This is a genomic window from Streptomyces dysideae, from assembly GCF_001514305.1.
Taxonomy (GTDB): domain Bacteria; phylum Actinomycetota; class Actinomycetes; order Streptomycetales; family Streptomycetaceae; genus Streptomyces; species Streptomyces dysideae.
This window is the reverse complement of sequence record NZ_KQ949086.1, coordinates 40,077-66,756: the sequence shown is the minus strand read 5'-3', so window position 1 is coordinate 66,756 and position 26,680 is coordinate 40,077. Positions and strand designations below refer to the sequence as shown.

15 protein-coding genes and 3 pseudogenes are annotated in these 26,680 nt (G+C 72.3%); 12 read left to right on the top strand and 6 right to left on the bottom strand.

Going from position 1 to position 26,680, the window contains the following annotated elements:
- The first annotated feature begins 189 nt into the window (after window positions 1-189).
- The 6 genes from AQJ91_RS20175 to AQJ91_RS20150 all read left to right on the top strand — a co-directional run bounded on the left by AQJ91_RS20175 (window position 190) and on the right by AQJ91_RS20150 (window position 6,658).
- The gene (locus AQJ91_RS20175) at window positions 190-1,518 is read left to right on the top strand and encodes a phosphoribosyltransferase (protein ID WP_067023410.1); all 1,329 of its coding nucleotides are present in this window, start codon (window positions 190-192) and stop codon (window positions 1,516-1,518) included.
- Between the two features lie 800 nt (window positions 1,519-2,318).
- A complete protein-coding gene (locus tag AQJ91_RS20170) occupies window positions 2,319-2,663 on the top strand; it encodes an ArsR/SmtB family transcription factor (RefSeq protein WP_067023407.1) in 345 nt (114 codons plus the stop codon).
- 5 nt (window positions 2,664-2,668) lie between these two features.
- Window positions 2,669-2,911: a hypothetical protein gene (locus AQJ91_RS20165; protein ID WP_199847972.1), complete on the top strand. Its 243-nt coding sequence runs from the start codon at window positions 2,669-2,671 to the stop codon at window positions 2,909-2,911.
- A gap of 293 nt (window positions 2,912-3,204) precedes the next feature.
- Entirely contained in the window at window positions 3,205-3,501 is a 297-nt protein-coding gene (locus AQJ91_RS20160; RefSeq protein ID WP_067023404.1) for a zinc-binding dehydrogenase, read from the top strand.
- 404 nt (window positions 3,502-3,905) lie between these two features.
- Window positions 3,906-4,253, top strand: a complete 348-nt coding sequence (locus tag AQJ91_RS20155; protein ID WP_067023402.1) for a VOC family protein — start codon at window positions 3,906-3,908, stop codon at window positions 4,251-4,253.
- Window positions 4,254-4,843: 590 nt separating this feature from the next.
- Window positions 4,844-6,658, top strand: a complete 1,815-nt coding sequence (locus AQJ91_RS20150; RefSeq protein ID WP_079085071.1) for an ABC transporter ATP-binding protein — start codon at window positions 4,844-4,846, stop codon at window positions 6,656-6,658.
- A 6-nt stretch (window positions 6,659-6,664) separates the two neighbouring features.
- Here AQJ91_RS20150 and AQJ91_RS20145 read toward each other — a convergent pair whose 3' ends face one another.
- The 3 genes and pseudogenes from AQJ91_RS20145 to AQJ91_RS52190 all read right to left on the bottom strand — a co-directional run.
- The gene (locus tag AQJ91_RS20145; protein ID WP_067023398.1) at window positions 6,665-8,170 is read right to left on the bottom strand and encodes a tryptophan 7-halogenase; all 1,506 of its coding nucleotides are present in this window, start codon (window positions 8,168-8,170) and stop codon (window positions 6,665-6,667) included.
- Window positions 8,167-16,317: a type I polyketide synthase gene (locus AQJ91_RS20140; protein ID WP_067023395.1), complete on the bottom strand. Its 8,151-nt coding sequence runs from the start codon at window positions 16,315-16,317 to the stop codon at window positions 8,167-8,169. Before AQJ91_RS20140 ends, AQJ91_RS20145 begins: the two co-directional genes overlap by 4 nt.
- 86 nt (window positions 16,318-16,403) lie before the next feature.
- Window positions 16,404-16,499, bottom strand: a pseudogene (locus tag AQJ91_RS52190) (DNA starvation/stationary phase protection protein); the annotation flags it as partial.
- Between the two features lie 251 nt (window positions 16,500-16,750).
- Between AQJ91_RS52190 and AQJ91_RS49695 the strand changes: the two are divergent.
- Window positions 16,751-17,578 (top strand): annotated as a pseudogene (locus AQJ91_RS49695) (alpha/beta fold hydrolase); the annotation flags it as partial.
- Between the two features lie 164 nt (window positions 17,579-17,742).
- Window positions 17,743-18,486, top strand: a complete 744-nt coding sequence (locus AQJ91_RS20135) for a class E sortase (RefSeq protein ID WP_067023392.1) — start codon at window positions 17,743-17,745, stop codon at window positions 18,484-18,486.
- A 12-nt stretch (window positions 18,487-18,498) separates the two neighbouring features.
- On the opposite strand, the gene AQJ91_RS20130 is transcribed toward AQJ91_RS20135, so the two are convergent.
- Window positions 18,499-20,343 carry a helix-turn-helix domain-containing protein gene (locus AQJ91_RS20130; RefSeq protein ID WP_234382637.1) on the bottom strand — a complete coding sequence of 615 codons (1,845 nt, stop codon included), beginning with the start codon at window positions 20,341-20,343 and terminating at the stop codon, window positions 18,499-18,501.
- 187 nt (window positions 20,344-20,530) lie between these two features.
- On the opposite strand from AQJ91_RS20130, the gene AQJ91_RS20125 reads away from it, so the two are divergent.
- Genes AQJ91_RS20125 through AQJ91_RS20110 form a run of 4 tightly spaced genes read left to right on the top strand, consistent with a single transcriptional unit; the run spans window position 20,531 to window position 25,212 of the window.
- The gene (locus AQJ91_RS20125; RefSeq protein ID WP_067023389.1) at window positions 20,531-22,297 is read left to right on the top strand and encodes an FAD-dependent oxidoreductase; all 1,767 of its coding nucleotides are present in this window, start codon (window positions 20,531-20,533) and stop codon (window positions 22,295-22,297) included.
- A gap of 18 nt (window positions 22,298-22,315) precedes the next feature.
- Entirely contained in the window at window positions 22,316-23,185 is an 870-nt protein-coding gene (locus AQJ91_RS20120) for an intradiol ring-cleavage dioxygenase (RefSeq protein WP_067023386.1), read from the top strand.
- Complete coding sequence (locus tag AQJ91_RS20115; protein ID WP_067023383.1) at window positions 23,182-24,249, top strand: maleylacetate reductase; 1,068 nt, start codon at window positions 23,182-23,184, stop codon at window positions 24,247-24,249. Before AQJ91_RS20120 ends, AQJ91_RS20115 begins: the two co-directional genes overlap by 4 nt.
- Before the next feature lie 51 nt (window positions 24,250-24,300).
- Window positions 24,301-25,212 carry a YceI family protein gene (locus AQJ91_RS20110; protein WP_067023775.1) on the top strand — a complete coding sequence of 304 codons (912 nt, stop codon included), beginning with the start codon at window positions 24,301-24,303 and terminating at the stop codon, window positions 25,210-25,212.
- Here AQJ91_RS20110 and AQJ91_RS55735 read toward each other — a convergent pair.
- Both AQJ91_RS55735 and AQJ91_RS20105 read right to left on the bottom strand, forming a co-directional pair.
- A pseudogene (locus AQJ91_RS55735) lies at window positions 25,209-25,447 on the bottom strand (pectate lyase); the annotation flags it as partial. The gene AQJ91_RS20110 and the pseudogene AQJ91_RS55735 sit on opposite strands and share 4 nt — an antisense overlap.
- 163 nt (window positions 25,448-25,610) lie before the next feature.
- The gene (locus AQJ91_RS20105; protein ID WP_079085069.1) at window positions 25,611-26,678 is read right to left on the bottom strand and encodes an NAD(P)/FAD-dependent oxidoreductase; all 1,068 of its coding nucleotides are present in this window, start codon (window positions 26,676-26,678) and stop codon (window positions 25,611-25,613) included.
- Window positions 26,679-26,680: the final 2 nt, after the last annotated feature.

Below are 26,680 nucleotides of genomic sequence, written 5' to 3'. Positions count from 1 at the left end.
AGTGATCGCCGCCTGACGCCCTGAGCCTGCACTCCATCCTCCCGCACGCGGGTCGCCCCACCCCGTATCCGGGCAACCCGCGCGAGCGCGTCTCTCAGCGCCGCGCATCCGTTCTCCGCGGGGGTGAGGATGGAAGTACGAGGCGCACACGTCGCCCGCCGTGTTCCTCCGGGACGAGGAGGTCGGATCGTGTACTTCATCGATCGCCGTGACGCCGGCCGGCAGCTGGCTCGTCGGCTGGAGCATCTCAAGGGCGCTGAGGTGGTGGTGCTGGGCCTGCCCCGCGGAGGGGTTCCGGTCGCCGCAGAGGTTGCCGAAGCCCTGGGCGCGATGCTGGATGTGTGCCTGGTGCGGAAGCTGGGCGTGCCGTTCCAGCCGGAGCTGGGGATGGGGGCGATCGGCGAGGGTGGGGTGCGTGTGATCAATGACGAGGTGGTGCGCATCGCGCATGTCACCCCCGAGGAGCTGGCCGAGGTCGAGGCCCGTGAGCGGGAGGTGCTTCAGAGCCGTGCCCGGCGCTACCGGGGCGGGCGGGAACCGGTCGGGCTCCAGGGCAGCACGGTGGTGGTGGTCGACGACGGGGTGGCCACGGGGTCGACGGCGCGCGCGGCGTGCCAGATCGCCCGTGCCCGGGGGGCCGCACGGATTGTGCTGGCGGTCCCCGTGGCCCCGCACGACTGGACCGCCCGGCTGGGCGGGGACGCCGACGAACTGGTGTGCCCGCATACTCCACGGGAGTTCTTCGCGATCGGCCAGTTCTACGCAGACTTCTCGCAGACCGACGACGATGAGGTCGTCGCCTGCCTGGAAGAGGCGGCCGCCCACCCGGTGAGCACCCGCCGGACCAAGCCGCGTCACACCGTGCCCGAGGATCGGGAGGTGGACGTGCAAGCCGGTGCGATGGTGCTGCGCGGGCAGTTGACGGTGCCCGAGGGCGCGGCCGGGGTGGTGCTGTTCGCGCACGGCAGTGGCAGCAGCCGGCACAGCCCGCGCAACCGGTTCGTCGCCGCCGGGCTGAACCGGGCCGGGCTGGGCACCCTGCTGTTCGACCTGCTCACCGAGGAGGAAGAGATCGACCGGGCCAACGTGTTCGACACCGGCCTGCTGGCCCGGCGGCTGGCAGACGCCACCGGCTGGCTGCGCGGACAGCCCGAGACTCAGGGGCTTGCCGTCGGGTACTTCGGCGCGAGCACCGGCGCGGCCGCCGCGCTGTGGGCGGCCGCCGAGCCCGGCGCGCGGATCGCCGCAGTCGTCTCTCGGGGCGGCAGGCCCGACCTGGCCGGGCCCCGGCTGCCGGCGGTGACGGCGCCCACGCTGCTGATCGTCGGGGGCCACGATGAGCTGGTCCTTGAACTCAACCGCGACGCACAGGCCCAGCTGCGTTGCGAGAACCGGCTCGCGGTGGTCCCCGGCGCCACCCACCTCTTCGAGGAACCCGGCGCTCTGGAGAAGGTGACCGATCTGGCCCGTGACTGGTTCACCGACCACATGGCCCCGGTTCCGCATGCGGCGGCCTGAGGTCGGACGCGTGTTCCCGTGACGGGCGAGTGCCCAGGTGCAGCCGCACGATCCCCATGCGTCTGCCTCGCGCCGGAGCGCTCTGGGTGTCCGGCGCCAGGATCCGTAGGCCCCCGGTGAGCACAGCACCGCCGTGCGAACCGTGAGCACGGCCAACGGGCATGACCAGCACGAGGGTGCGGAAGCGGCCGTGCGGGTCGAGGTCCAGCAGCCGCGAGGGCTGCCGCTCCGGATACGGTCGGTGGCCCCCTGCTCTGTCGTCAACCGCTTGCCCGGAGCGTGACCGGGTATAGGGGCAATGGGGCGATTCCACGCTGACGTTGCAGGTCAGCGCCCGTGGCCAGCGACAACACTCCCTGAGAACGGGCCCGGGGGCTTGCCCCTGATCTTGGGCACACGAGACACTGGATCTTGAGGATCTGAGAACGGACACCCGCCGGAGTTCAAGGCGGACGTGGTCGCGCTGTACCAGTCGCGCCCGTGAGCGACGACCAGGTCGGTTGCCGCTGATCGGGGGCAGCCCGGAGACGTTGCGGAGCTGGGTACGGGCGGCCGGGGCAAGTCGGCCCCGAGGCCGCCGGGCGGAGATGCCCGCCGAGCCGCCCCTGTCGGTGTGGGATCGGCGCCTGTGGTCCGTCAGGGCTGGACCGGAACACTGCCGTGGTCGAGCGCGGCGCATGCTGACACCTTGCCAGGACGCAGCGTCGTGCCCGGCTGAAGCAGCCCATCGCATTGCTGCCAAAGCTGGAGAGAGCACACACTTCCATGTGTAAGAAAAAACTGTCACATGGAGGAGATTGATGGTGGCCGCACCGCCGACCGGCGATCAGCTGGTCATGATGCTGGCGGCGCTGGCCAACCCGCTCCGGCTTCGCATCATGGCGAAACTGGCCGTACGCCGGGACTACGTGAGCAGTCTGGCCCGCGAGATCGGTGTGAGCCGTCCTCTCCTGCGCATGCACCTGCAGCGCCTGGAGGAGGCCGGACTGATCGTGGGCACGCTGGAGTTGTCCGACGACGGCAAGGCGATGAAGTACTTCGAAGTCACCGACTTCGACCTGCACCTGTCCGCCTCGGCGCTGACCGAGGCGGCCAAATCCCTGACCAGCTCGGACCCGGCCAAGGGGTCCCCACGCAAGGAGTAGTCCTGATGGAGGTCACGACCTGGCCCGGCGCGATCCTCGTCCTCGGGGTGCTGCTCATGGCCACGACGCTGATCGGCGGCTCGATGTCGGTCTACCTGGAAATCCGCAAGGCCAAGCTCCAGGCCATGGAGCGGGAGGAACTGCGGCAGCTCGTGCAGCGCTACGAAAACTCGCCGAGAACACCCTCGACGCACAGCAGCGAACCGCCGCCGACGTGGCCGAACTGCGGTCGAGGACCGTCTCCATAGAGCAGATCCTGCGAACGGTCGATTAGCCGTGGACAGGAGCACTCGTATGAAGGCGGTCGTCCACCGTGCCTTCGGCCCGCCCGAGGTGCTGAGTGTCGAGGAGGTGCCCAAGCCCACGCCCAAGGCACGCGAACTGCTGATCCGTATCCGTGCGGCGGCCCTCACGGCCGTGGACTTGTGCTGCACGCCGAGGCAAGCCGTTCTCGGCGAGGCTGGCCTTCGGGCCGTTCAGCCCGAGGCGCCCCGTCCTCGGCGGCGCGTGTGCGGGAGAGATCGAGGCGGTGGGCACAGATGTGCGGCCGTTCACCGAAAGCGACCGGGTCGTCGCGATCAGTGAATCATTCGGCATGCACGCCGAATACGTCTGTGTGCCACAGGAATCGGCGGTGACATCCAAGTCCCCCGGGCTGAGGCCGCCGCGCGAGAAGACCCGGGACCTTGTGCTGATCGGGGAACTCGCCGGGGCGGGGGCGATCCGACCCGTCATCGACCGGAGCCATCCCCTGGAACGGGCCGCCGAAGCCCACGGATACGTTGACACCGGACACAAGAGGGGGGCCGTCATCGTGCTCGCTTCGGAAACCGGATGAGTGACACCGGACGCGGCCGCTGCCCCGGCCGGGGAAGCAGTCGGTGCCGTACTCGATCCGGTCCGGCTCGGAGCCAGGGTCGGGACTGGTGGACTTCTGCCGAGCCCGGTGGGGTGACACGTCGTGCCGGATTCGACGGACCCGGGCCGTGGGTTCCGTCGCCCGGCGGGTTCAGAGCAGCTCTCGGCGGCGCAGAGGGCGCGTACCGTCGCGGCACCCGCGGGCGGCAGCGGGGGAGGCAGAGACACTGCGGGCGACGAGGGGGGCGGGCCCGGGCGACGGGGAAAAGCCTTTGCCTCCAACGGTGTTGTCATACCTATCATGCGGCTGGTGACCGCGCGTGGCGGCACCGTGCTGGGCCCCTGCGGGGGGACGCGAAGGGGTGGACGATGTCGCGTGCCGTAATGCGAGGCGTGACGCTGGACTGTGCCGACCCGCAGGCGCTGGCGGACTTCTACGGGGAACTGACCGGCATGCGGGTGCTCTTCAGCGCGGACGAGTTCGTCGCTCTGACTGATGGCTCCGGCTGCGACCTGGGATTCCAGCGGGTCGACGGATACCGGGCCCCGCGGTGGCCGGGACAGGACGTGCCGCAGCAGTTCCACCTGGACTTCCGCGTCGAGGACCTCGACGCGGCGGAGCGCCGGGCCCTGGGGCTCGGCGCGGTGAAGCCGGACCATCAGCCCGGCAACGGGCGGTGGCGGGTGCTCGTGGATCCGGCCGGCCACCCCTTCTGCCTCACATCGTCCTGACGGCGTTGGAGAAGGGCCGGACAGGCTGGGCAGAAGGCCTGGCCACCGGCGCGGGGCTCAAGGCATCGTGCCGCGCATCAGACCGAGCATCATCCAGCACACGATCACGGTCTGGATGGCGTGCGGGACGACCGACAGTCGCATGCTCTGGTACCGCTTGACGGGCACACCCCGCGCATCCGGGGCAGGAGGATTCCCCGGAAGACGAACTCCTCGCCCAGGAACACGTTGAGCACGCTCAGCGTCATGAACAACGCCATGAACCACCAGGCGCCTTCCATGCGCGGGGCGACCTCGGAGGAGAGAGTGTCTCGCCCTCCTGGGAGTGCAGGGGGCGCAGGTTCAAATCCTGTCGTCCCGACGGTGCGAAGGGTCTTCGCAGGCGACGAGCGTGAGGGCCCTTTTTGCATGGGCCGGCCGAGAAAATGCTTGGACGCCGCGTACGCCGTCGCGGGACACTCCGTTCCCGGTCCGCTCTATTCGCACAGTGACTTAGTCGCTACTCTTCGTGTCCGGTGTGCGGACGAAGCCCACGGCACCTGCCCGCCAACAGCACCTGGCGGGCGGCCGTACGACAACTCAGGATGGGGATGGAATCGCCTGCATCGCGCGAAGTCCCGCCGGGCAAGGGCCCGGTGCTCCTCGCGCTTCGTCATTACGGACGGGAACTGGCCCGGCTCCGGCGGCTGACGGTGCCGGGCATGCTACTGCCCGCGCTGGGCAACATCGGCCTCTACTACATCGCGCCGCTGGTCGTCGCGAAGCTCGTCGGCCGTATCGCCGACGACGCCGGCAGCACCGTCGGCTCCGCGCTGCCCTACGTCCTCGGTTTCGCCGGCGTCATGCTGCTCGCGGAGGCGCTGTGGCGCATCGGCCTGCACTGCCTGAACCGGCTCGACGCCCTCGGCATCGAGCACCTGTACATCATCGGCATGGACGAGCTGTTCGCCAAGGACGCCGCCTTCTTCCACGACAACTTCGCCGGCTCGCTGACCAAGCGGGTGCTGAGCTTCGCCTCCCGCTTCGAGCAGTTCGTCGACACACTGACGTTCAACGTCGTGGCCAACTTCGTGCCGCTGCTGTTCGGAGCGGTGGTCCTGTGGCGCTACGAACCGCTCCTCGTCGTCGGGCTGTTGGTGATGATCGCGGTGACGGCGCTGTGCGTGGCACCCCTCATCCGGCGCCGCCAGGTGCTCGTCGGACAGCGCGAGGCGGCGATCGCCCGGGTGTCGGGTCACGTCGCCGACAGCCTGATGAACATGGACACGGTCCGGGCGTTCGCCGCCGAGGAACGTGAGGCCGCGGAACACCGCTCCCGCGTCGCGGCGTCGCGACGGCTCACGCTGCGGTCGTGGGACTACGGCAACCTGCGCATCGACACGCTGGTCGCGCCCTTGTCCGTGCTGACCAACGTGCTGGGCCTGCTGCTAGCGGTCACGCTCGGCGGGGGTGGGAACGGCGTGGAGGCGGTCGTGGTCGCCTTCACGTACTACACCAACGCGACCCGGATCATGTTCGAGTTCAACCAGATCTACCGGCGGCTGGAAAGCTCGATGACGGAGGCCGCGCAGTTCACCGAACTGCTGCTGACCCCGCCGACCGTGCTCGACCCCGTCTCGCCGGAGCCGCTGCTGCCCGGGGGCGCCGACGTCCGCTTCGACAAGGTGACGTTCGCGCACGCGGGAGCGGAGACGCTCTTCGAGGGCCTCGACCTGACCGTGCCCAGCGGGACGAAGATCGGTCTCGTCGGCCGGTCCGGCGGAGGCAAGACCACACTCTCCCGGCTGCTGCTGCGGATGACGGACATCGACGCCGGCCGGATCCTGATCGGGGGTCAGGACATCAGCAGGCTGCGCCAGGCCGACCTGCGCAGCCTGATCGCCTACGTGCCGCAGGATCCGGCGATGTTCCATCGCACGCTGCGGGACAACATCGCGTTCGCCCGGCCGGACGCCACCGACGCCGAGATCCGCCGCGCCGCCGAGGCCGCGCACGTCACCGAGTTCGCCGACGCGCTGCCGCACGGCTTCGACACCATGGTGGGCGAGCGCGGCATCAAGCTGTCCGGCGGACAGCGCCAGCGAGTCGCTCTCGCCAGGGCGATCCTGCGCGACGCGCCGATCCTGCTGCTCGACGAGGCGACCAGCGCGCTGGACTCCGAGAGCGAGCTCCTCGTCCAGGAGGCGCTGTGGCGGCTCATGGAGGGGCGGACGGCGCTCGTGGTGGCGCACCGGCTGAGCACCGTCGCCGGCATGGACCAGCTTGTCGTCCTCGACCGCGGACGGATCGTCGAGCAGGGAACGCACCAGGAACTGCTCGCATCGGACGGCGCCTACGCGAAGCTGTGGCAGCACCAGTCGGGCGGCTTCCTCGACGACAGCCCCGCCCGGGCCGACCTGCTGTGAACAGGTTCACCCGGCCACCCACGTGAGTCCGTCCTCCGAGGCCACCAGACCGCCGGGGCGCAGCGGGGTCTCCTCCTCCAACGGTCCGCCGAAGACACCCCGTTCCTGCAGGACCGCGCCCTCCTGGAAGACCTGGCGGATCGAGGCGGACTCGAAGAGCGGATTGCGCAGGCCGTCGGAGTCCGGGAGCCGGCCGACGGCCTGGTCGAGTTCCGAGGCGGTGGTCGTCAGCCGGGCACCCGCCTGTCCGGGCCCGGCGAGGGACGTGTCGCCGGAGGCCAGTCCGCCCACCAGGTCGACGAACGCCTCCCGTTCCGTCGCGTCGACGTGGGTGACCTTGCGTGCCTTCCAGAAGTACGACCGTTCGTCCTGATGCATGTCGTAGAAGGAGACCAGGAACTCGTGGAACAGGCCGTACTCGTGCCGGTAGCGGGCCTCGAACTCGTCGAAGAGGCGGCCCTCGCCGAGCGTTCCGGCGAGGCCGCCGTTGATGGAGCGGGCCGCGAGCAGGGCGCCGTACGTGGCGAGGTGCACTCCGGAGGACAGCACCGGGTCGACGAAGCACGCCGCGTCGCCGACCAGCACCATGCCGGGCCGCCACAGCCGTGCCTTCCAGTACGACCAGTCCTTGCGGACCCGCACCTGGTCGTACGGCGCTTCGGTGGACTGCGGCACCCCGTGCAGGAGGTCCCGGACCTCCGGGCAGGAGTCGATCAGCCCGCGCCAGGCCGTCACCGGGTCCTGCTGGATCGCGGCGGCGTTGTCCCGGCCGACCACCGCTCCGACACTGGTGAGGTCGTCCCTCAGCGGGATGTACCAGAGCCAGCCCTCGTCGAAGGCGGCACAGAAGATGTTGCCGTCGTTCGGCTTCGGGAGCCGCGCGCCGCCGGCGAAGTAGCCGAACACCGCGATGTTCCGGAAGAAGTCGGAGTACGTCCGCCTGCCGCCGACCTCGCCGTGGACCCGGCTGCCGTTGCCGGACGCGTCCACGACGTAACGGGCCCGGGCCTCGTGGATCTCCCCGGCGGGGCCCGTCCAGTTGACGCCCCTGACGCGTTCCTCGTCGGCGAGTACGCCCTTGACCCGGCAACCCTCCCGTACGTCGACGCCGACCCGGCGGGCGTTGTCCAGCAGGATCGCGTCGAACCGGGACCGCTCGACCTGGTAGGCGAACGAGGTCGGGTCGGCCAGCCGCGGGGACAGGGCGAAGGAGAACTGCCACGGGTCCCGGTTCCGGCCCCAACGGAAGGTCCCGCCGCGCTTCGGCTTGAAGCCCGCCCGCGCGACCTCCTCCTCGACGCCCAGGATGCGGCACACCCCGTGCACGGTGGACGGGAGCAGCGACTCGCCGATCTGGTACCGGGGGAACGTCTGCTGCTCCAGCAGGAGGACGCGGTGGCCCCGCAGGGCGACGGCCGTGGCGGCGGTCGAACCGGCCGGGCCGCCGCCCACGACGATCACGTCGAACTCGTCGGTCTCCCAGGTCTCCCCTGTCTCACGGTTGGGGTTCACTGCTCTCCTTCTGCGGTCGGCGCCGACGGAGCGTCCGTGCGGCCGAGGGAGTCGATCCAGGTGCGGACGGCCGCTGCCGTGGTCCGGGCGTGTTCCCGCATGAACGAGAAGTGGTCGCCGGGGACGTCGACACGGGTGTGCGGCAGCGGCCAGGAGGTCCGCCACTCGTCCGGGGCGGCGCCCGCCTCCATCGCGGGCGTCGGCCGGGTGGCCCGAACCAGCAGGGTGGGGATGGCGACCGGCTCCGGCTCCCAGTCCAGGAACATACGGGTGTACGCGCCCAGTGCCGCCACCCCGGTGTCCTCGTCCCCGGTGAACTGGTTCCCGCCCAGGCGCGGCGCGATCACAGCGGGCAGGGACAGCAGCCAGTCCTTGTCGCTGTTGCCGTCGTCGATGAGGTACGTGTCGAGCAGCACCTGTCCGACGGGCGGGCTCCCCATGGCTTCGAGTCGCCGGGTCACCGCGTGGGCGACCGCGCCTCCGGTACTCACGCCGACGATCACGAAGGGCCGGTCGCCGACGTGCCGCAGCACCGTCTCCGCGTGCGTCCGGGCGAGCGTGTCCCGGTCCGCGGGCACGGCGCGGCCCGCCCCGATGCCGGGGTGCGGGAGTTCGAGGACGTCCAGTTCGCCCTGGAAGTGGGCGTGGAATCCGGCGAATTCACCACCGGGGGCGGCGAAGGGCGGGTGGTACCCGGTGAGGAAGACGAGTACCGGCCCCTCAGGGGAACCGTCGGCGCGCCGCAGCGGAGGCAGGGCGTGCTCCCGGCCGGCGTCCGGGCCGAAGGTCTGCATCGCCCAGGAGGCCGTGACCAGCATGTGCATCGCCGCGACCACCTGCCCGGCCTCACAGACCCGCCGGTAGAGCGAGGAGAGCGTCTGCGCGGGCCGGTCGTCCGCAGGCGCGTGCTCCGGCTCCGGCGCGACGTCGGGCAGGTCGTCCAGCAGACCGAGTACGTGGCGGGCCAGCCCCTGGGCCGTCGGGTGCTCGAACACCACGGCGGCGGACAGCCTCAGCCGCAGGGCCATGCTCAGCCGGTTGCGGACCTGGACCGCCATGAGGGAGTCGAAGCCCAACTCGGCGAAGGACTTGCCGGTCGGCAGCGCGTCGGCGTCCGGGTAGCCGAGGACCGCCGCCACGTCGGTGCTCATCAACGCCGCGAGGGCGTCCTCCCGTTGGGCGGCGGGCAGCCCGGCCAGCACCTTGCGCCACGCACCCGGCTCCGAGAGCTGCTCCGCACCGGGCGAAGAGTCGGTACCGGCACCATCCCCGGTTCCGGCGGCCGGCCTGCGTGGCGGCACCAGTCCGCGCAGCAGCGGCGGCAGAGGCCCCCGGGCGGACCTGAGAGCCCCCCGGTCCAACAGGATCGGCGCCAGCACGGGCTCGCCCGCGCGCAGCGCCGCGTCGAACAGGGCCAGGCCCTGCTCCACGGAGAGCGCCCGGAGCACATCACCGGCCGCCCGGTTCGGGACACCTGCACCCGCACGGGCACCAGCCGTCCGGTTCCGGACACCTGCACCCGCACCAGCCGTCCGGCTCGGGACCCCCGCGTCCCCACCGGCCATGCCGGCCCCGTGCTCCCACGGTCCCCAGGCCAAGGAGACGGCGGGCAGTCCCAGTCGGGAGCGGTGCCGGGCCAGAGCGTCCAGGAAGACGTTCGCCGCCGCGTAGTTGCCCTGGCCGGCGCGGCCCAGCAGGCCGGACACCGACGAGAACAGGACGAACGCCGACAGGTCCAGGTCCCGGGTCAGCTCGTGCAGATGCCAGGCCGCGTCCGCCTTCGGCCGCAGCACCGCCGCCATCCGCTCGGGTGTCAGCGCGGCAAGGACACCGTCGTCCAGCACCCCCGCCGCATGCACCACGGCGGTCAGCGCGGGCGAGCACCCCTTGATCACCTCGGCGAGCGCGGCGCGGTCGGCCGCGTCACAGGCCACGATCCGCACCTCGGCACCCAACTCCTCCAGCATGACGCGCAGTTCCTCGGCATTCGGCGCCTGGGGCCCCTGCCGACCGGTGAGCAGCAGGTGCCGTACGCCGTGGGAGGCCACGAGATGGCGGGCGACTTCCGCGCCCAGCGCGCCGGTACCGCCGGTGATCAGGACTGTGCCGTCCGGCCCGAAACTGCCGCTGCGGGCCGAGAGGTCGCCGGCGCCGATCAGGCGCGGCACCGCCAAGCGCCCCTTCCGAACGGAGAGTTGGCTCTCATCGCCGGCCACCGCCGCAGGGAGCAGCCGCAGCGATTCCGGCCGCCCGTCCACGTCGACGAGGACGACACGCCCCGGCAGCTCCGCCTGTGCCGCACGCACCAGCCCCCACACAGCAGCCCCGGCCGGATCCGGGTCGGGTGCGGTCGCGTCCCGCGTCACCACCACCAGCCTGGAGCCCGCCGTCCGAGGGTCGTCCTGCCAGTCCTGGAGGGTGCGGAGCACCCTGCCGGTCAGCTGGTGTACGGCGGGCAGTGGATCGGCATCCCTCACCGGGCCGCCGCCGACGGCCGTGACGACGACGGTGTCCGGTTCGGCTGCGTCGGTCCCCACGACGTCGGGGAGCGACCCGCGCAGGTCCAGCGCGTCCGGGCCCACCAGCGCCCAGCGTCCGCCGGCCACGGGCCGCCGCTCGCCCTCCGATTCCTCGACCGCGGCCCACTCGGGGCGCAACAGGGCTCGGCGCACGACGTCGGCCGCCGATTCGACCGTCTCGGCGGGGAGTTCACGCATGGTCAAGGAGTCCACGTGCGCCACCGGGCGCCCCGACGGGTCGGTCAAGGTGACCGAGACCGCGTCCGTCCCGCGCGGAGTGATCCGTACGCGTACCTCCGACGCACCGGTCGCGTACAGGCGTACGCCGTTCCACGCGAACGGCACCCGGACCGTGTCGGAGTCGGGTGCCGAGCCCGTGAGGAGCGGGGCGTGCAGGGCCGCGTCCAGCAGCGCCGGATGGATCCCGAACCGGTCGGCGTGTCCCAACTCGACGTCCGGCAGGCGGACTTCCGCGAACATTTCGTCGCCGCGCCGCCATGCCGCGCGTACGCCCCGGAAGGCCGGGCCGTAGGCGAGGCCGCCGCCCGCGAGGCTGTCGTACGCGTGGGCGAGGTCGACCTCGGTCGCGTCCTGCGGCGGCCACACCGCCGGTTCCGTCTCCGGCCGGGCGGTCTCCGTGCCGCCGAGGAGACCTGTGGCGTGCCGGGTCCAGCCGGGCTCGGAGTCGTGCGTGGCGGGCCGGGCGTAGCAGTCGACCGGGCGTCGGCCGGAGTCGTCCGCCGGGCCCACGACGACTTGGACGCGAACGCCCGTGGCCGCGGGCAGGATCAGCGGGGCCAGGATCACGAGTTCGTCGAGCGTGCCGGAGCCGACCTCGTCGCCCGCCCGTACGGCCATCTCCACGAACCCCGTCGCGGGGACCAGGGCCGTCCCGCGGATCACATGGTCGGCGAGCCACGGGTGGGTGGTGGTGGAGAGCAGGCCGGAGAACACCGTCCGGTCGGTGTGCGGCACGGCGAACGCCGGGCCCAGCAGCGGGTGTTCGTGCGGATCCACGGCGGGGAGGGGGGTGCGGGGCGCGTCCAGCCAGTACCGCTCCCGCTGGAAGGCGTACGTCGGCAGGTCGTCCACGTGCCGTGCACCGCTGCCCGCGAACACGGCGGGCCAGGCGACGCGCGTTCCACGCACATGGAGCCGGGCCACGGCGGCGAGCAGGGTCTTCGGTTCGGGATCGCCACCGCGGGTGGCGGCGGCACACACCGGGGCGGGGCCCTCGCCATCCGGGCCGGTCAGACAGTCCTCGGCCGCGGCGGTCAGCGCGGGACCCGGGCCGATCTCCAGGAACGCCGACACCCCGTTGTTCCCGAGCCATCGCACGGAGTCGGCGAACCGCACCGGCAGACGGGCGTGCCTCACCCAGTACTCCGGCGAACACAGTTCCCCGGCCTCGGCCGGGCGGCCCGACACGGCCGAGATGACCGGGATCCGCGGCGGCCGGAAGGCCAGCCCCTCGGCGACCCGGCGGAAGTCGTCGAGCACCGGTTCCACGAGTGGCGAGTGGAAGGCGTGGCCGACCCGCAGACGTACGGTCCTGCGGCCTCGCGCCTCGAACCCGGCCGCCACGGCCAGCACCGCGTCCCCCACTCCCGAAATCACCACCGAACGTGGCCCGTTGACCGAGGCGATCGCCACCTGGTCGCCGAACGTAGGGAGTACGGCGAGGACTTCCTCCTCCGTCGCGTGCAGCGCCACCATCGCACCGCCGTCGGGCAGGGCGTGCATCAACCTGCCCCGGGCCGCGACGAGTTCCGCCGCATCGGCCAGGTCCAGCACTCCGGCGACATGGGCCGCCGCCAGCTCGCCCACGGAGTGCCCCGCCAGGAAGTCGGGGCGCACTCCCCAGGACTCCAGCAGCCGGAACAGCGCCACCTCGAACGCGAACAGGCCGGCCTGGGTGAAGTCCGTACGGTCGAGCAGGGCGGCCTCCGGCGTACCCGGCTCCGCGGACAGCACCACGTCGAGAGGGTGTTCCAGGCGGTCGTCCAGTGTCCGGCAGACCTCGTCGAAGGCCGAGTCGAAGGTGGGGAAGGCGGCACGCAACTCCGCACCCATACGGGCACGTTGAGAGCCCTGGCCGGTGAACAGGAAGGCCGTACGGACGCCGGGATCGGCGACGGCACGTTCCGCGCCCGTGCCGTCGGCGAGCGCCTCCAGCGCGGTCAGCATCCGCGCCCGGTCCTCGGCCGGCACCATCGCCCGGTGGGCGAGCGGGGACCTCGACACGGCCAGGGAGAAGCCGACGTCGGTGGGCGACAGGTGGGGCCGGGCCGCCAAGTGGGCGGCGAGACGGCGGGCCTGGGACCGCAGGGCGGCCTCGTCGGCGCCGGAGAGCAGCCAGGGCACCGGCACCTCCGCGGTGCTCGGTCCGGTGTCGGGTGGCCGGGGGGCCTCCTCCAGGATCACGTGCGCGTTGGTCCCGCTGATGCCGAAGGCGGACACGCCGGCCCGGCGCGGCCCGGAGTCCGTCACCGGCCAGGGGCGGGACTCGGCCAGCAGTTCCACCCGGCCCGCCGACCAGTCGACGTGCGGGGTGGGTTCCTCCGCGTACAGCGTGCGCGGGAGCTGCCCGTGCCGCATGGCCTGCACCATCTTGATGACCCCGGCGACACCGGCGGCCGCCTGGGTGTGCCCCAGGTTGGACTTGACCGAGCCCAGCCACAGCGGCGGCCGGTCCTCGGCCCGCCCCTGTCCGTAGGTGGCCAGCAGGGCCCCCGCCTCGACGGGGTCGCCGAGTGTGGTGCCCGTGCCGTGTGCCTCCACCGCGTCCACGTCGTCCGCGCTGAGTCCGGCTCCGGCCAACGCCCGTGCGATCAGGCGCTGTTGGGCCTGGCCGTTCGGTGCCGTCAGGCCGTTGGACGCGCCGTCGGAGTTGACGGCGGAGCCGCGCAGTACGGCCAGGACGGGGTGGCCGTTGCGGCGGGCGTCGGACAGCCGCTCCAGCAGCACAAGGCCCGCGCCCTCGCCCCAGGCGGTGCCGTCCGCCGAGGCCGAGAACGACTTGCAGCGGCCGTCGGGCGAGAGAGCGCGCTGTCGGCTGAAGGCCGTGAACGGCTTGGGCGTCGCCATCACAGTGACGCCGCCGGCGAGGGCCAGGGAACACTCGCCGGAGCGCAGCGCCTGCGCCGCCCAGTGCAGGGCCACCAGCGAGGACGAGCACGCGGTGTCGAGAGTGATCGACGGCCCGCGCAGGCCGTACACGTACGAGATCCGGCCGGAGGCCACGCTGCCCGCCGAGCCCAGGGCCAGATGGGCCTCCAACTCGCTCCGGGTCAGGCGGGCGGAGTAGTCGCCGTGCATCACACCGACGAACACACCCGTGTCGCTCTCGCGCAGCGCCGCCGGGGCGATGCCCGCCCGTTCCCAGACCTGCCACGAGGTCTCGAGCAGCAGCCGCTGCTGCGGGTCCATGGCCAGCGCCTCGCGCGGCGAGATCCCGAACAGGCCCGCGTCGAACTCCGCGGCCCGGTGCAGGAATCCGCCGCTGCGGGTGTACGACGTGCCGACCCGGTCCGGGTCCGGGTCGTACAGCGCGGCCAGGTCCCAGCCCCGGTCGGTGGGGAAGCCCGAGATCGCGTCCCGGCCCTCCGTCACCAGGTTCCACAGATCGTCGGGGGAGTGCACGTCGCCGGGGTAACGGCAGCCCATGGCGACGATCACCACGGGGTCGTCCGCTCCCGCTCCCGCGGCGAGGTGCGGCACAGCTGTGGGCGCCGGGGTGAAGAGGACGTCGTGCACGTGCCGGGTCAGGGCGGCCGGAGTGGGGTGGTCGAAGATCAGCGTCGAGGGGAGCCGCAGCCCGGTCGCCTCGCCGAGCCGGTCGATCAGCGTGACGGCTCCCGTGGACGTCAGCCCGAGATCGGTGAACGGGCGGTCGGCGTCGAGCCGTTCGTACGGTCCCTCACCGCACACCCCGGCCGTCTCCGCGAGCACCGCCTCGCGCAGGGCGCGTTCCCGCCCCTCCGGCGGGAGGGCGAGCAGCCGTCGGCGCAGGGCACCGTCGGCCGCGGTCGGGGAAGCGGGGCGGACCTCGGGCGCCGGGCGGGCCAGGTCCGGCAGGACCGCGTGGCGGGCGATCTTTCCGGACGCCGTACGCGGGACGGCCGCGATCTCGCGGATCTCGACGGGCAGCTTGTACGCGGCCAGCCGCCCCCGGCACGCGGCCAGTACCCGCCGCGGGTCGAACCCGTCCGGCCCCGGAACGACGTAGGCCACCGGGACCTCCCCGAGGACGTCGTGCGGCCTGCCCACCACCACCGCGTCCCGCACGCCGGGACAGTGCAGCAGGGCCTGCTCGATCTCGGTGGGGTGGATGTTCTCCCCGCCCCGGATGATCAGCTCGCTGACCCGGCCGGTGAGGGTGAGATGGCCGTGCGCGCCGCGCCGCCCCAGGTCACCGGTGCGGTACCAGCCGTCCCGCAGCGCGGCCGCCGTCGCCTCGGCCTGGTGGTGGTAGCCGGTCATCAGACTCGGACCACGCGCCCAGATCTCGCCCTCGTCGCCGTCCGCGACATCGTTGCCGGAGCCCGGATCGACCAGCCGTACGTCCATCCCCGGGACCGGCGGCCCACAGGACCCGTCGGCCCTCGGCCCGTCCGGCCGGTTCACCGCGATCATCCCGCAGGTCTCGGTACTGCCGTACGCGTCGAGCAGCGGCGCACCGAGAAGGTCCTCCACCGCCCGCCGCAGGGCCGGCGCACTCGGGGCGCCGGCCACGAGGCACGTCCGCAGACCCGCCAGGGGCGAGGTGTCCTCGGCCGCCGACGCCACCAACTGGTGGTAGACGGCGGGCACCCCGGCCAGGACGGTGTAGGAGCCGCCGAGGGATGCGTGAGGTGTGCGCAACTCCCTCAACAGGCCCCCGGGCGGCAGCAGTTCGCCGGTGATCCGGGCGCTCGCGCCGACCGCGGTGACCCCCAGGATCGCCAGCGAGTGCCCGAAGCTGTGGAACAACGGGAGCGGCCAGAGCAGCCGGTCCTCGGGAGAGAGCCCGAAGACCGGCGCATAACAGGCAGCCACCGACCACAGGGCCGCGCGCTGCGTGGACAGCACGCCCTTGGGCCGGTGTGTGGTGCCGGAGGTGTAGAGCATCCAGGCCGGCTCGTCGAGCCCGAGGTCGTCCCGGGGCGGCACGGCGGGCTCCGCCTCGGCCACCTCCTCGAAGAGAACCGTGCCCTCGGGGGCGTCCGACGGGACCGGATCCGTACCGGTGAGCAGGACCCGCATACGGCCGTGCCGGGCACCCGCGCGGTGCAGTCGGGCGAGGTGCGCGCGGTCGGTGACGACGACCGAGGCCCCGCTGTCCTCCAGGAAGTGGTCGAGTTCGGCGTCCGAGGACCGGGGGTTGAGGGGGACGCCGACCGCCGCCGCCCGGACGGTGGCGAGGACGCTCTCCACCATCTCCACGCAGTTGCCCAGACAGATCGCGACCCGGTCCCCGCGCCGCACACCCGCCCCCGCGAGATACGCGGCCAGCCGACCGGTGCGCCGCTCCAACTCGGCGTAGGTGACGCCCCGTTCGTCGTCGGCGTACGCCACGCGCAACGGTGACCTCTCGGCATGCGCCTTCAGCAGTTCCGGCAGCGGCCGGATCAGCTCGTCGCGCGTCATGTACCCGCCCCTCCGGCACGTGTCGCAGCACGGCCGCCGTCAATCTCCTTGCAGAGCAACGGTATTGAGCGTAGGCGCACCGTCCCTCAGGCGCGCACCAGCGGTGTGTCGACCAAGTGCTCGGCCAGGAACCACGCCTGGAGTTCGCCGGTCCTGATCACCTGGGACACCAGCGGGTCGTTGTGCACCATCGGCTTCCACCTGCACAAGATCTTCCCCAAGCCCGGCATCACCCGCCCGCGCCCAGCTCCGCGACACGCTCGGCGGCATGCCGCGGTCGGACCGAAGCCCGGACGTCGTGACCGAGGCGGTCCGTCCGCGGCGGCGCTGCTGGACAACAGGCCGTGCGCTGGAGGAGAACAGGCCGTGCGAGGTCCGCCCTGGCATGGTGACGACGGGCATCACCAACCAACTCCGGACGAAGGGCGGGCACGTGCCATACATCACCGTGGGCCAGGAGAATTCCACCACCATCGACCTGTACTACGAAGACCATGGAACCGGTCAGCCGGTCGTCCTCATCCACGGCTTCCCGCTCGACGGCCACTCCTGGGAGCGGCAGAGCGCCGCGCTCCTCGAAGCGGGCTACCGCGTGATCACGTACGACCGCCGCGGCTTCGGCCAGTCCAGCCAGCCGACGACCGGCTACGACTACGACACCTTCGCGGCCGACCTGAACACCGTGCCGGCGACCCTCGACGTGCGGGACGCCGCCCTGGTCGGTTCCTCCATGGGCACCGGCGAGGTCGCCCGGTACGTGTCCACCTACGGCTCCGCCCGGGTCGCCAAGGTCGCCTTCCTGGCCTCGCTCGAGCCCTGCCTGCTCAAGTCCGACGGCAATCCGGGCGGGGTCGCCCCGAAGGAGTTCTTCGACGGGGTGGTCGCGGCCGTCAAGGCGGACCGCTACGCCTACTACACCGCCTTCTACAACGACTTCTACAACCTCGACGAGAACCTCGGCACCAGGATCAGCGAGGAAGCGGTACGCAACAGCTGGAACGTCGCGGCGGGCGGCGGCTCCTTCGCCGCCTCGGCCGCGCCGTCGACCTGGTACACCGACTTCCGCGCCGACATCCCGGCCATCGACGTGCCGGCCCTGATCCTGCACGGCACGGCCGACCGGATCCTGCCGGCCGAGGGAACCGCGCGCCTGTTCCACAAGGCGCTGCCGTCCGCCGACTACATGGAGATCGAGGGCGCCCCGCACGGCCTGCTGTGGACCCACGCCGAGGAGGTCAACAGCGCGCTCCTCGCCTTCCTGGGGAGTGACGGGAGGGGCGGGGCCGGCCTGACGGAGGGGGCGCGGAAGGCGGGGGAGGCGCTGGGCGGAGTGGCTCCGCGGGTACGGGGAGGTACAGGGAACACGTGGACGACTCGTGTCGTTCTCCTGTCGAAGCACCCACCCCGGCTACGAACCCGAGTGCCATGCCCCGTTCCCGCTCCCGAACCCTCCCCGCCCTCCTCGCCGCCGCCGGCGTCACCGTGCTCCTCGGCTGCTCCACCGGCGCCCGCGCAGCCGACGAGTCCGCGACGGCCCCGGACACGTCGTCCCCCACGGCCGGCCCCACCCGGGCCGCACCCGAAACACCCTCGGTCACGACGGCCCTGGAACCGACGCAGCCGACTCCCCGCGAGACCGGCGCCCAGCACCGGACCGCGTCGATCACCATCCCGGCGATCGGCCTCAGGAACCTGCGCGTCATCCCCTACGAGGGGACGACCGACGACTGGCCGGGCACCCGCATCCAGAACCGCGGCGTCGGAGCCAGCCCCTACGGCGAGCTGGGCGGTGTCGGTCCCGGCGAGATCGGCAACTACCTCGTCACGGCCCACCGCCTCTCCGTCGGCGGCCCCCTGCGCCAACTCCCGGCCCTCGACGAGGGCGACCGGGTCCTGGTCACGTCGGGCGGCACGAGCTACGAGTACGAGATCACCGACACCAGGAGCACCTCCTTCCGTTCCGCGCGCTCGCTCGCCGAACAGCGGGCAGCGGTCCCGGGCGTCCCGGGCGAACGCCCCACCCAAGCCGTGATCACCATCTCCACCTGCGCCACACCCGAGGACAACGCGGCCGGAAACTACTGGCGTGACGAAAGAGGCAACCCCGAACACCGCATCGACAAGATCGGCGTACTGACTTCCGTGCGGACTCCGTCGAGTACGCCCTGACCGGAGCGGCGCTCAGCCCCGATAGCCCCGCAGCTTCCGGTACAGCGTGGCGCGGGCGATGCCCAGGGCCGCCGCCGTGCGGGCCTTGTTGCCACCATGACGGCGGAGAGCCTCCAGGATGGCGGCGCGCTCGGCATGCTCCATCGGCGTGAGGCGTCGAGTCGCGGGCCCCTCACGCACGGGGTCCGGCAACTCGCTGCGCCGCACGGGGCCGGTCGTGCGACGGCGCTCGGCCAACGCCCGTACGAGGTGGGCGAGTTCGGTGACATTCCCCGGCCATGGGTGCTGCTCCAGGGCGCGCAGTGCGTCCAGCGTCCAGGTGAGCGGGGGCTGTCCCGGTGCGGGCCGGGGTGCCAGGGTCGGGAGCAACTCCCTGATGTCCGGCGTCCGTTCGCGCAGCGCCGGGAGGGTCACCGAGCGTGCGGCCAGGGTGTCGAGGAGCCGTTGGAGACAGGGGCCCGGCGGGGTTCCGGGGGTGTAGGTGACCAGCAGAGGTGCGCCCGGATGCGTTTCGAGCAGCGAGTTGAGGGCTGCTGTGTCCGGCTGGGCGAGCCGCTCGACGTGGCGGACGAGGAGGGGATGGCCGTCCATCAACCCACCGAAGTCCGCGTGGAGTTCACCTTCGGCCGCGTCCAAGGTCAGTGGGCTCGCGGCCAGTTCTCGGGCGAGCGAGGTCTTCCCGGTGCCGCGCTCGCCGACGAGCAGCAGAGGCTCGGGGGACCGGGCTAGCTCCAGCGCGCGACCGACCGCATGCCGCCAGGGCACCGACCGCCCGGCCATCCCCACGACGACCCGCCCGGCCGACGTCACCGGCCCCTGCCACGCCGGCTCCAGCACGACGACCGCGCCGATGACCGAGCCCAGGTGCGGGACGGGGGTGACGGTCGCACAGCATCCTGAGTCGTCCTGGAGTTGGATGCGGTACGAGGCCGATGGGGTCGGGTCGGCTGCCGTGGGGGGTGCGAGTGCCGAGGCACTCCCGGGACCTGTCGTCGTACCAGCCCGGTCCCCGTCCCCGTCCCCAACTCCGTCCCCGAACCCCGACCGCACCCCCCGCCCCACATCCCGCACCAGCGCAACCACGCCCCGCTCCAGCCCCTCCAGCCCCTCCAGCGACAGCAACTCCCCCGCGGCCTCGCTGACCAGCCGATTCCGGCCGTCGAGGGCGACGACCGCCTGCCCCGGCTCACGTACCGCCCGGAGATAGGCGTCCAGAAGCACCCGTTCCGCCGCCCGGGACCGCGCGAGGAGCTCCGCCTCGACCGCGCTCGCCGCGGCCTCGGCGAGCGCGGCGCCCGGATGCGGCCGGCACTCGGCGCACAGCCCGGAGGCCACCGTCACGGTGCCCTGTGTCCGCCCGGTCTCCGGCGCCAGCACCGGCACGCTGACCGCGGAGACGTCCTGCCACAGATCGAGGAAGTGCTCGGGACCGTGCACCTCGGCGCGGCGGCGGGTGTGCAGCGCGAGGGCCGCGCTGTTGTGGCCGACCTCCCGTTCGGAGAGGTCACGGCAGCGGGGGGCGTCCGCCGCGCACCCGGTCGCCCACAGCACGCGCAGCCGCTCGTCGGTGAGCACGAGGGCCGCCCGCCCGGTGCCGAGCGCCGGGGCGATCCGTTCGAGCACGGGCCGGGCCGCGGTGAGCAGGGCGGACTCGGTCGGCCGTACGGGGTGCCGCGGCGCGTCGGGTGCCAGGTCCCGCACGTCGGGCCGTACGCCGAAGAACCGGGCGCGCTTCCACGCGGCGACGATGTCCTCCGGGACCCCGTCAGGCAGTTGGCGACCCGTCAGGAACAGCTCACGGGCCCTGCGCAGCGAAGCGAGCGCGGGGTGGACGGAAGCGTGCTCTGCGGTGGTCACGACGCCGCTCAGCCTACCGGCAACGGTTGAATACGCAACAAATACGGCTCCTCGTATCGCGCCAGACGCGCTGCCTCTGACGCACCGCCCCCAGACGCACTGTCTCTTATTGAGACACCCACGCTCCCGCGTCCCCCTACATGATCTTGGACGTTCGGCACCTGTTCTCATGTCCTGGAGCGTCCCCGTGCACACCGTCGAGCCCGATGTCGTGACCGACGTACTGATCGTCGGCAGTGGCCCCGCCGGCGCCTCCGCCGCACTCGCGCTGAGCACCTACGGCGTACCGAACATCGTCGTCACCCGCTACGCGAGCCTCGCCGACACGCCCCGGGCGCACATCACCAACCAGCGCACCATGGAGGTGCTGCGCGACCTCGGCGTGGAGCGGGAGGTCGTCGCGCAGGCCACGCCGCAGCACCTGATGGGCAACACGACCTTCTGCACCAGCCTCGCCGGCGAGGAACTCGGCCGGGTCCGCTCCTGGGGCAACGACCCGCTCGTCCAGGCCGCGCACGAACTCGCCAGCCCCACCCGCATGTGCGACATGCCCCAGCACCTCATGGAGCCGGTGCTCGTCGACGCGGCCGTCGCGCGCGGCACGAACCTGCGCTTCAGCACCGTCTACAAGTCCTTCGTCCAGGACGCCGACGGGGTGACCGTCACCGTCGAGGACCGGCTGCGCGGCGACGAGTACACCATCCGAGCCAAGTACCTCATCGGCGCCGACGGCGGCCGCTCGAAGGTCGCCGAGGACGCCGGGCTGCCGATGGGCGGCCAGATGGGCGTGGCCGGCAGCATCAACATCGTCTTCGACGCCGACCTGTCGAAGTACACCGCCCACCGGCCGTCCACCCTCTACTGGGTACTCGCCCCCGGCGCCACCGTCGGCGGCATCGGCGCGGGCCTGGTGCGCTGCGTCCGGCCCTGGAACGAGTGGCTGATCGTCTGGGGGTACGACGTGACCGCCGGCGCCCCCGACCTGACCACCGAGTACGCCGAGTCCGTCGTCCGCAAGCTGGTCGGCGACGACGAGATACCCGTGACCATCAGGTCGTCCTCGGCCTGGACCGTCAACGAGATGTACGCGGAGACCTACGGCAACGGCCGCGTGTTCTGCGCCGGCGACGCCACGCACCGCCACCCGCCGTCCAACGGCCTCGGCTCCAACACCTCCATCCAGGACGCCTACAACCTGGCCTGGAAGCTCAAGCTCGTCCTCGACGGCACGGCGTCCCCCAAGCTGCTGGACACCTACACCGCCGAACGCGCCCCGGTCGGCAAGCAGATCGTGACCCGCGCCAACAAGTCCATCGGCGAGACCGCCCCCGTCTTCGAGGCGCTCGACGGACTCTCCCCGCAGACCCCCGAGCAGCTGTGGGCCAACATCGTCGCCCGCAAGGAGGACACCGAGGCGGCGGAGAAGCAGCGGGCGAGGCTGCGCGAGGCGATCGCGTTCAAGGTGTACGAGTTCAACGCGCACGGCGTCGACCTCAACCAGCGCTATTCCGCAGAAAGCTCCGCCGCGATCGTCCCCGACGGCACTCCCGACCCCGGCTTCGACCGCGACCCCGAGCTGTACCACCAGCCCACCTCCCGCCCCGGCGCCAAGCTCCCGCACGTCTGGATCACCGCGGGCACCCGCACCCTGTCCACGCTCGACACCGTCGGACAGGGCCGCTTCACCCTGATCACCGGCATCGGCGGGACGCACTGGCTGAGGGCGGCCGACGCCCAGGACCTGGAGATCGCCACCGTCGTCATCGGCCCCGGCCAGGAGTACGAGGACCCGTACGGGGACTGGGCCCGGCTCAGTGAGGTCGCCGACGGCGGAGCCCTGCTCGTACGGCCGGACGGGTACGTCGCCTTCCGGCACGCCACGGCGGCCGCCGGCGGCGAGGACGCCGAGCGGTTGCTGACCGAAGCGGTGCGACGGATCCTCGGACATGCCTGACCGGAAGGATCCCCGGACATGACCACCGAATTCACCACCCACCTCACCGAGGCCGTCGTCGACAGCATCGAGGGCACGTCCGACCCCCGGCTGCGCGAGCTGCTCGCCGCCCTCACCCGCCACCTGCACGCCTTCGTCCGCGAGACCGAGCCCACCATGGCCGAGTGGGAGAGGGCCGTCGGCTTCCTGACGGCGACCGGGCAGACCTGCACGGACACCCGGCAGGAGTTCGTCCTCCTGTCGGACGTGCTCGGCGTCTCGATGCTGGTCGAGACGGTCAACAGCGACGGCCGTGAGGGCGTGACCGAGTCGACGGTGCTCGGCCCCTTCCACATGACCGAGTCCCCGGCCCGCGAACTCGGCGCGAACATCGACCTGGTCGGCGGCGGCGAGCCGTGCGTGGTCAGCGGGCGTGTGCTGGCCCGGGACGGCAGCCCGCTGCCCGGCGCGGTCCTCGACGTCTGGCAGGCGAACGCCGAGGGCTACTACGACGTGCAGCAGCCGGACGTCCAGCCACCCGGCAACGGGCGTGGCCTGTTCACGGCCGACTCGGAGGGCCGCTTCCGGTTCCGCACCTGCGTACCGAGCCCGTACCCCATCCCCACGGACGGTCCCGTCGGGGACCTCCTCCGGGCGATGGGCCGGCACCCCTACCGCCCGGCCCACATCCACTTCATCGCCTCGGCCGACGGACACACGCCGGTCACCACGCACATCTTCGTGGCGGGCAGCGAGTACCTCGACTCGGACGCGGTGTTCGCGGTCAAGGAGAGCCTCGTCCAGGACTTCACCGAGACCGACGACCCGTCCCTGGCACGGGAGTTCGGCATCCCGAACCCGTTCCGGCACGCCCGCTTCGACCTCGTGCTCAACCCGGTGCGGTCATGAGGGAGTTCGTCTACGAGGCCCAGCCCATGCGGGTCGTCCTGCGGCCCGGAGCCTCGGTCACCGCGATCGCGGGAGAAGCCGAACGGCTGGGTCTGCGGCGGCTGTTGGTGGTGTGCGGGCCACGGGGTGCGGAGACGGCACGGGCCGTCGCCGACGCCCTGGGCGACGCCTGCGCCGGGCTGCACGCCGAGGCCCGTCCGCACGTGCCCGCGGACGTCGCCGACCGGGCCGTCGAGGTGGCGCGCGCCGCCGGTGCCGACGGCTGCGTGGCCGTCGGCGGCGGCTCCGCGATCGGCCTCGGCAAGGTGATCGCGCTGCGCACCGGCCTGCCGCTGCTCGCCGTGCCGTCGACGTACTCCGGCTCCGAGATGACCCCCGTCTGGGGCCTGACCGAACACGGCGCCAAGCGCACCGGCCGCGACCCGTCGGTCCTCCCGCGCAGCGTCGTCTACGACCCCGAGCTCACCCTGTCGCTCCCCGTCGGCCTGTCCGTGACGAGCGGCATCAACGCCGTGGCGCACGCGGCCGAGGCCCTGTACGCGCCGGACGCCTCGCCACTGGTGTCGCTGATGGCCGAGGAGGGCGCTCGCGCCATGACAGGCGCACTCCCCTCGGTGGCGGCCGACCCCGGGGACCTGGACGCCCGCGGCCGCGCCCTCTACGGAGCCTGGCTGTGCGGTGCCACGCTGGGCGCGACCACCATGGGCCTGCACCACAAGCTCTGCCATGTCCTCGGCGGCACCTTCGGCCTGCCGCACGCCGAGACGCACACCGTGGTCCTGCCCCACGTCCTCGCCCACAACGCGCCCGCAGCGCCCGAGGCGATGGCCGCACTGGGCCGAGCCCTGGACACCGATGACCCCGCACTCGCCCTCCAGAACCTCTCCCACCGCCTCGGCGCACCCCGCTCCCTGTCCGAACTGGGCCTCACGGAAGCCGACTTGACGGTGGCGGCGGACGCGGTGACCGGGCAGGCGTACCCCAACCCGCGGAAGATCACGGTGGAGGGCGTACGGGCCGTACTGAGAGCGGCGTACGAGGGCGCACCACCACCGAAGTCGTGACCTCTCCTGCGGTCCCACCGAAGTCCCGTTGAAAACTGAAAGGTGAACACCATGCCCCTCGGACTGCTCCGGCGGCGACTCAAGGGTGCCTCCAGGGGTGCCGCGGGCCCCGCGCTTCCGGTCCCGGCCGGTGCGGGTGTCGTCGTCCGCGAGGTTCTGGACCCGGTGAACCAGCCCATGGGTGCGGCCGACGTGACGGTGACGGAACTCGGCAGCCATCGCGTCGCGGCACGCGGCACGACGGACCCGTACGGCTTCTTCATGGCCGTCCTGCCGCCGGGCAGCTACAGCCTGCTGGTCATCGCCGAGGGGCTGGAACCGCACCGCGAGACCTTCGAAGTCGTCGCGGACACCGGCCCGTCTCCGCAGCGCGTATGGCTCCAGTCGGCCCGCCAGCTGGAACTCCCGGTCCCCGGAACGTGGCTCTTCGACCCGCCGCACACGGCGATCCGCTTCATCGCCAAGCACGTGGGCATGGCCCATGTGCACGGCCGCTTCGAACGCTTCGAGGGCGGCATCCAGATCGCCCCGGACATGGCCCAGTCCCGCGTCCACGTACGCATCGACGCGTCCAGCATCACCACGGGCAACAACACCCGGGACACCCACCTGCGGTCCGCCGACTTCCTCGACGTCGACCGCTTCCCGTACATCGACTTCACCAGCACCCGCTTCGCCTACCGCGGCGGCAGCAAGTGGATCCTGCAGGGCAGCCTGCACATGCACGGCGTGAGCCGGTCGGTGGCCCTGGACACGACCTACCTCGGCACGGTCAACGGCGGCTACGGCGAGGAACTGCGCTGCGCCGCCCTGGCCAAGGCGGAGCTGCACCGCGAGGACTACACGCTCAACTGGCGTTCGATGCTGGCCCGCGGCATCGCGGTGGTCGGCCCGACGATCCAGCTGGAGCTGGACGTCCAGGCGATGTACCGCACGCATGACACGCCGACGCCGCCGGAGTAGTGGCGCGGTGGGCCCGAGCCGTGGGTGGGCGGCTCGTCCCCGTCATCGTTCCCGATGTACTTCTGGCACGGCACGATCTTCCTGCTGCTGTCACCGATGATCGTGATGTTGCGCAGCGCGGCCGAATCGCCGTAGTTGGTGTTGATGCCGACCAGCCGTCCGCCCGGGGCGGTCACCTCGACGGTGTTGAAGATCGAGGTGCGCTGTACTGCGTCGAGCAGTTGCCGCAGGAACGGGTACTGGCGGTCAACGCCATCGGCTTCACCGCCGTCAGCGCGGTCAACAGGCGCATCGCCCCGCGTTTGCTGCTGCGAGTCGGCCTGGCCTCAATGGCCTCGCCGTGACCGGGCTGCTCGTCGCGGTGCTCAGCGAGACGCCCGCCTCGGTGGCGACGGCGGTCAGCAGGCCGTAGCGGGGTTTCGTCCGGTACTGCTCGGCCGGCAGCGGCTCAGCTCGGCCACGGGTTTGCCGGTGACGAGTTCCTGGGCGACCAGCCGTCCGACCGTGGGCGCCAGGGTGACGGCCGAGTGCATGACGGCCACGTACACGGACCCGTCCGGGGTGAGGGGACCGACCAGTGGCCCGTCGGCCGGCATCGGCCGCGCGCCGACCAGGGAACCCAGGACCCGGCAGTCGTCGGCGCCGCGGAACGCCGCGCGCAGGCGCCGCAGCGCGCCCTCCTCGGGCGAAGCCGCCACGGGCACCGTCATCAGCAGCTGCCCGTCCCGCACTTCCCGCACCTCGACGTCCGGCCCGGAGACGATGGTCCGGACGAGCCCGGGCGGCGCCGTCAGCCGCACCAGACAGGCCGGCGAGGCGGCGAGCGGCAGCCCGACCCCCAGCGGCTCGATCAGCTCCGTGATCCCGGTGCCGGCCGCCAGCACCACGGTCGACGCCGGATGGAACCCCGCGGACGATGTCACACCGGTGACCTTCCCCCAGCCTCCGGCCGGGGGGACCCCCATCTCGCTTCGCTCGCCGTCCACCTTCAGGGCGACCCCGGTCGCCCCGAGGATCACCTGCGCACCGGAGGCCCGCACCAGCGCGCGGGTGACCGTCACCGGATCCACGCCACCGTCGGAGGGCGTGTGCACGACCCACTCGGGAGGCGTGCGCAGGCCGGGCTCCAGCGCCCTGATCCCGTCGCGCCCGACCAGGTACTGGCCCTCGTCCGGGCGGGCCTCCGCCGCGCTGCCATGCCAGATCAGCGAGCCGGACCGGCGCACCTCGACGTCCGGCAGCTCGGCTTCGAGGCGCCGGTAGTCCGCCAGGACCGACCCGCGCAGATCCTCGGCACCGCCCGGCCAGTCACCGCTGCGGCCCCCGAACCAGGCGAAGGAGCCACCGGTCACGCCCGCGGCCGGTGCCGCCTCCCGGTCGATCAGGGTCACGGACACCCCGCGGCGCGCGAGGTGGTACGTCACGGAGGCGCCCACGATCCCCGCCCCCACCACGACGACCCGCACGC

Excerpts from the sequence above, each read along its gene's own strand:
- AQJ91_RS20170 (WP_067023407.1), top strand. The coding sequence starts at position 2,319 with ATGGTGGCCGCACCGCCGACCGGCGATCAGCTGGTCATGATGCTGGCG.
- AQJ91_RS20165 (WP_199847972.1), top strand. The coding sequence starts at position 2,669 with ATGGAGGTCACGACCTGGCCCGGCGCGATCCTCGTCCTCGGGGTGCTG.
- AQJ91_RS20155 (WP_067023402.1), top strand. The coding sequence starts at position 3,906 with ATGCGAGGCGTGACGCTGGACTGTGCCGACCCGCAGGCGCTGGCGGAC.
- AQJ91_RS20150 (WP_079085071.1), top strand. The coding sequence starts at position 4,844 with ATGGAATCGCCTGCATCGCGCGAAGTCCCGCCGGGCAAGGGCCCGGTG.
- AQJ91_RS20140 (WP_067023395.1), bottom strand. The coding sequence starts at position 16,317 with ATGACGCGCGACGAGCTGATCCGGCCGCTGCCGGAACTGCTGAAGGCG.
- AQJ91_RS20135 (WP_067023392.1), top strand. The coding sequence starts at position 17,743 with ATGCCCCGTTCCCGCTCCCGAACCCTCCCCGCCCTCCTCGCCGCCGCC.
- AQJ91_RS20120 (WP_067023386.1), top strand. The coding sequence starts at position 22,316 with ATGACCACCGAATTCACCACCCACCTCACCGAGGCCGTCGTCGACAGC.
- AQJ91_RS20115 (WP_067023383.1), top strand. The coding sequence starts at position 23,182 with ATGAGGGAGTTCGTCTACGAGGCCCAGCCCATGCGGGTCGTCCTGCGG.
- AQJ91_RS20110 (WP_067023775.1), top strand. The coding sequence starts at position 24,301 with ATGCCCCTCGGACTGCTCCGGCGGCGACTCAAGGGTGCCTCCAGGGGT.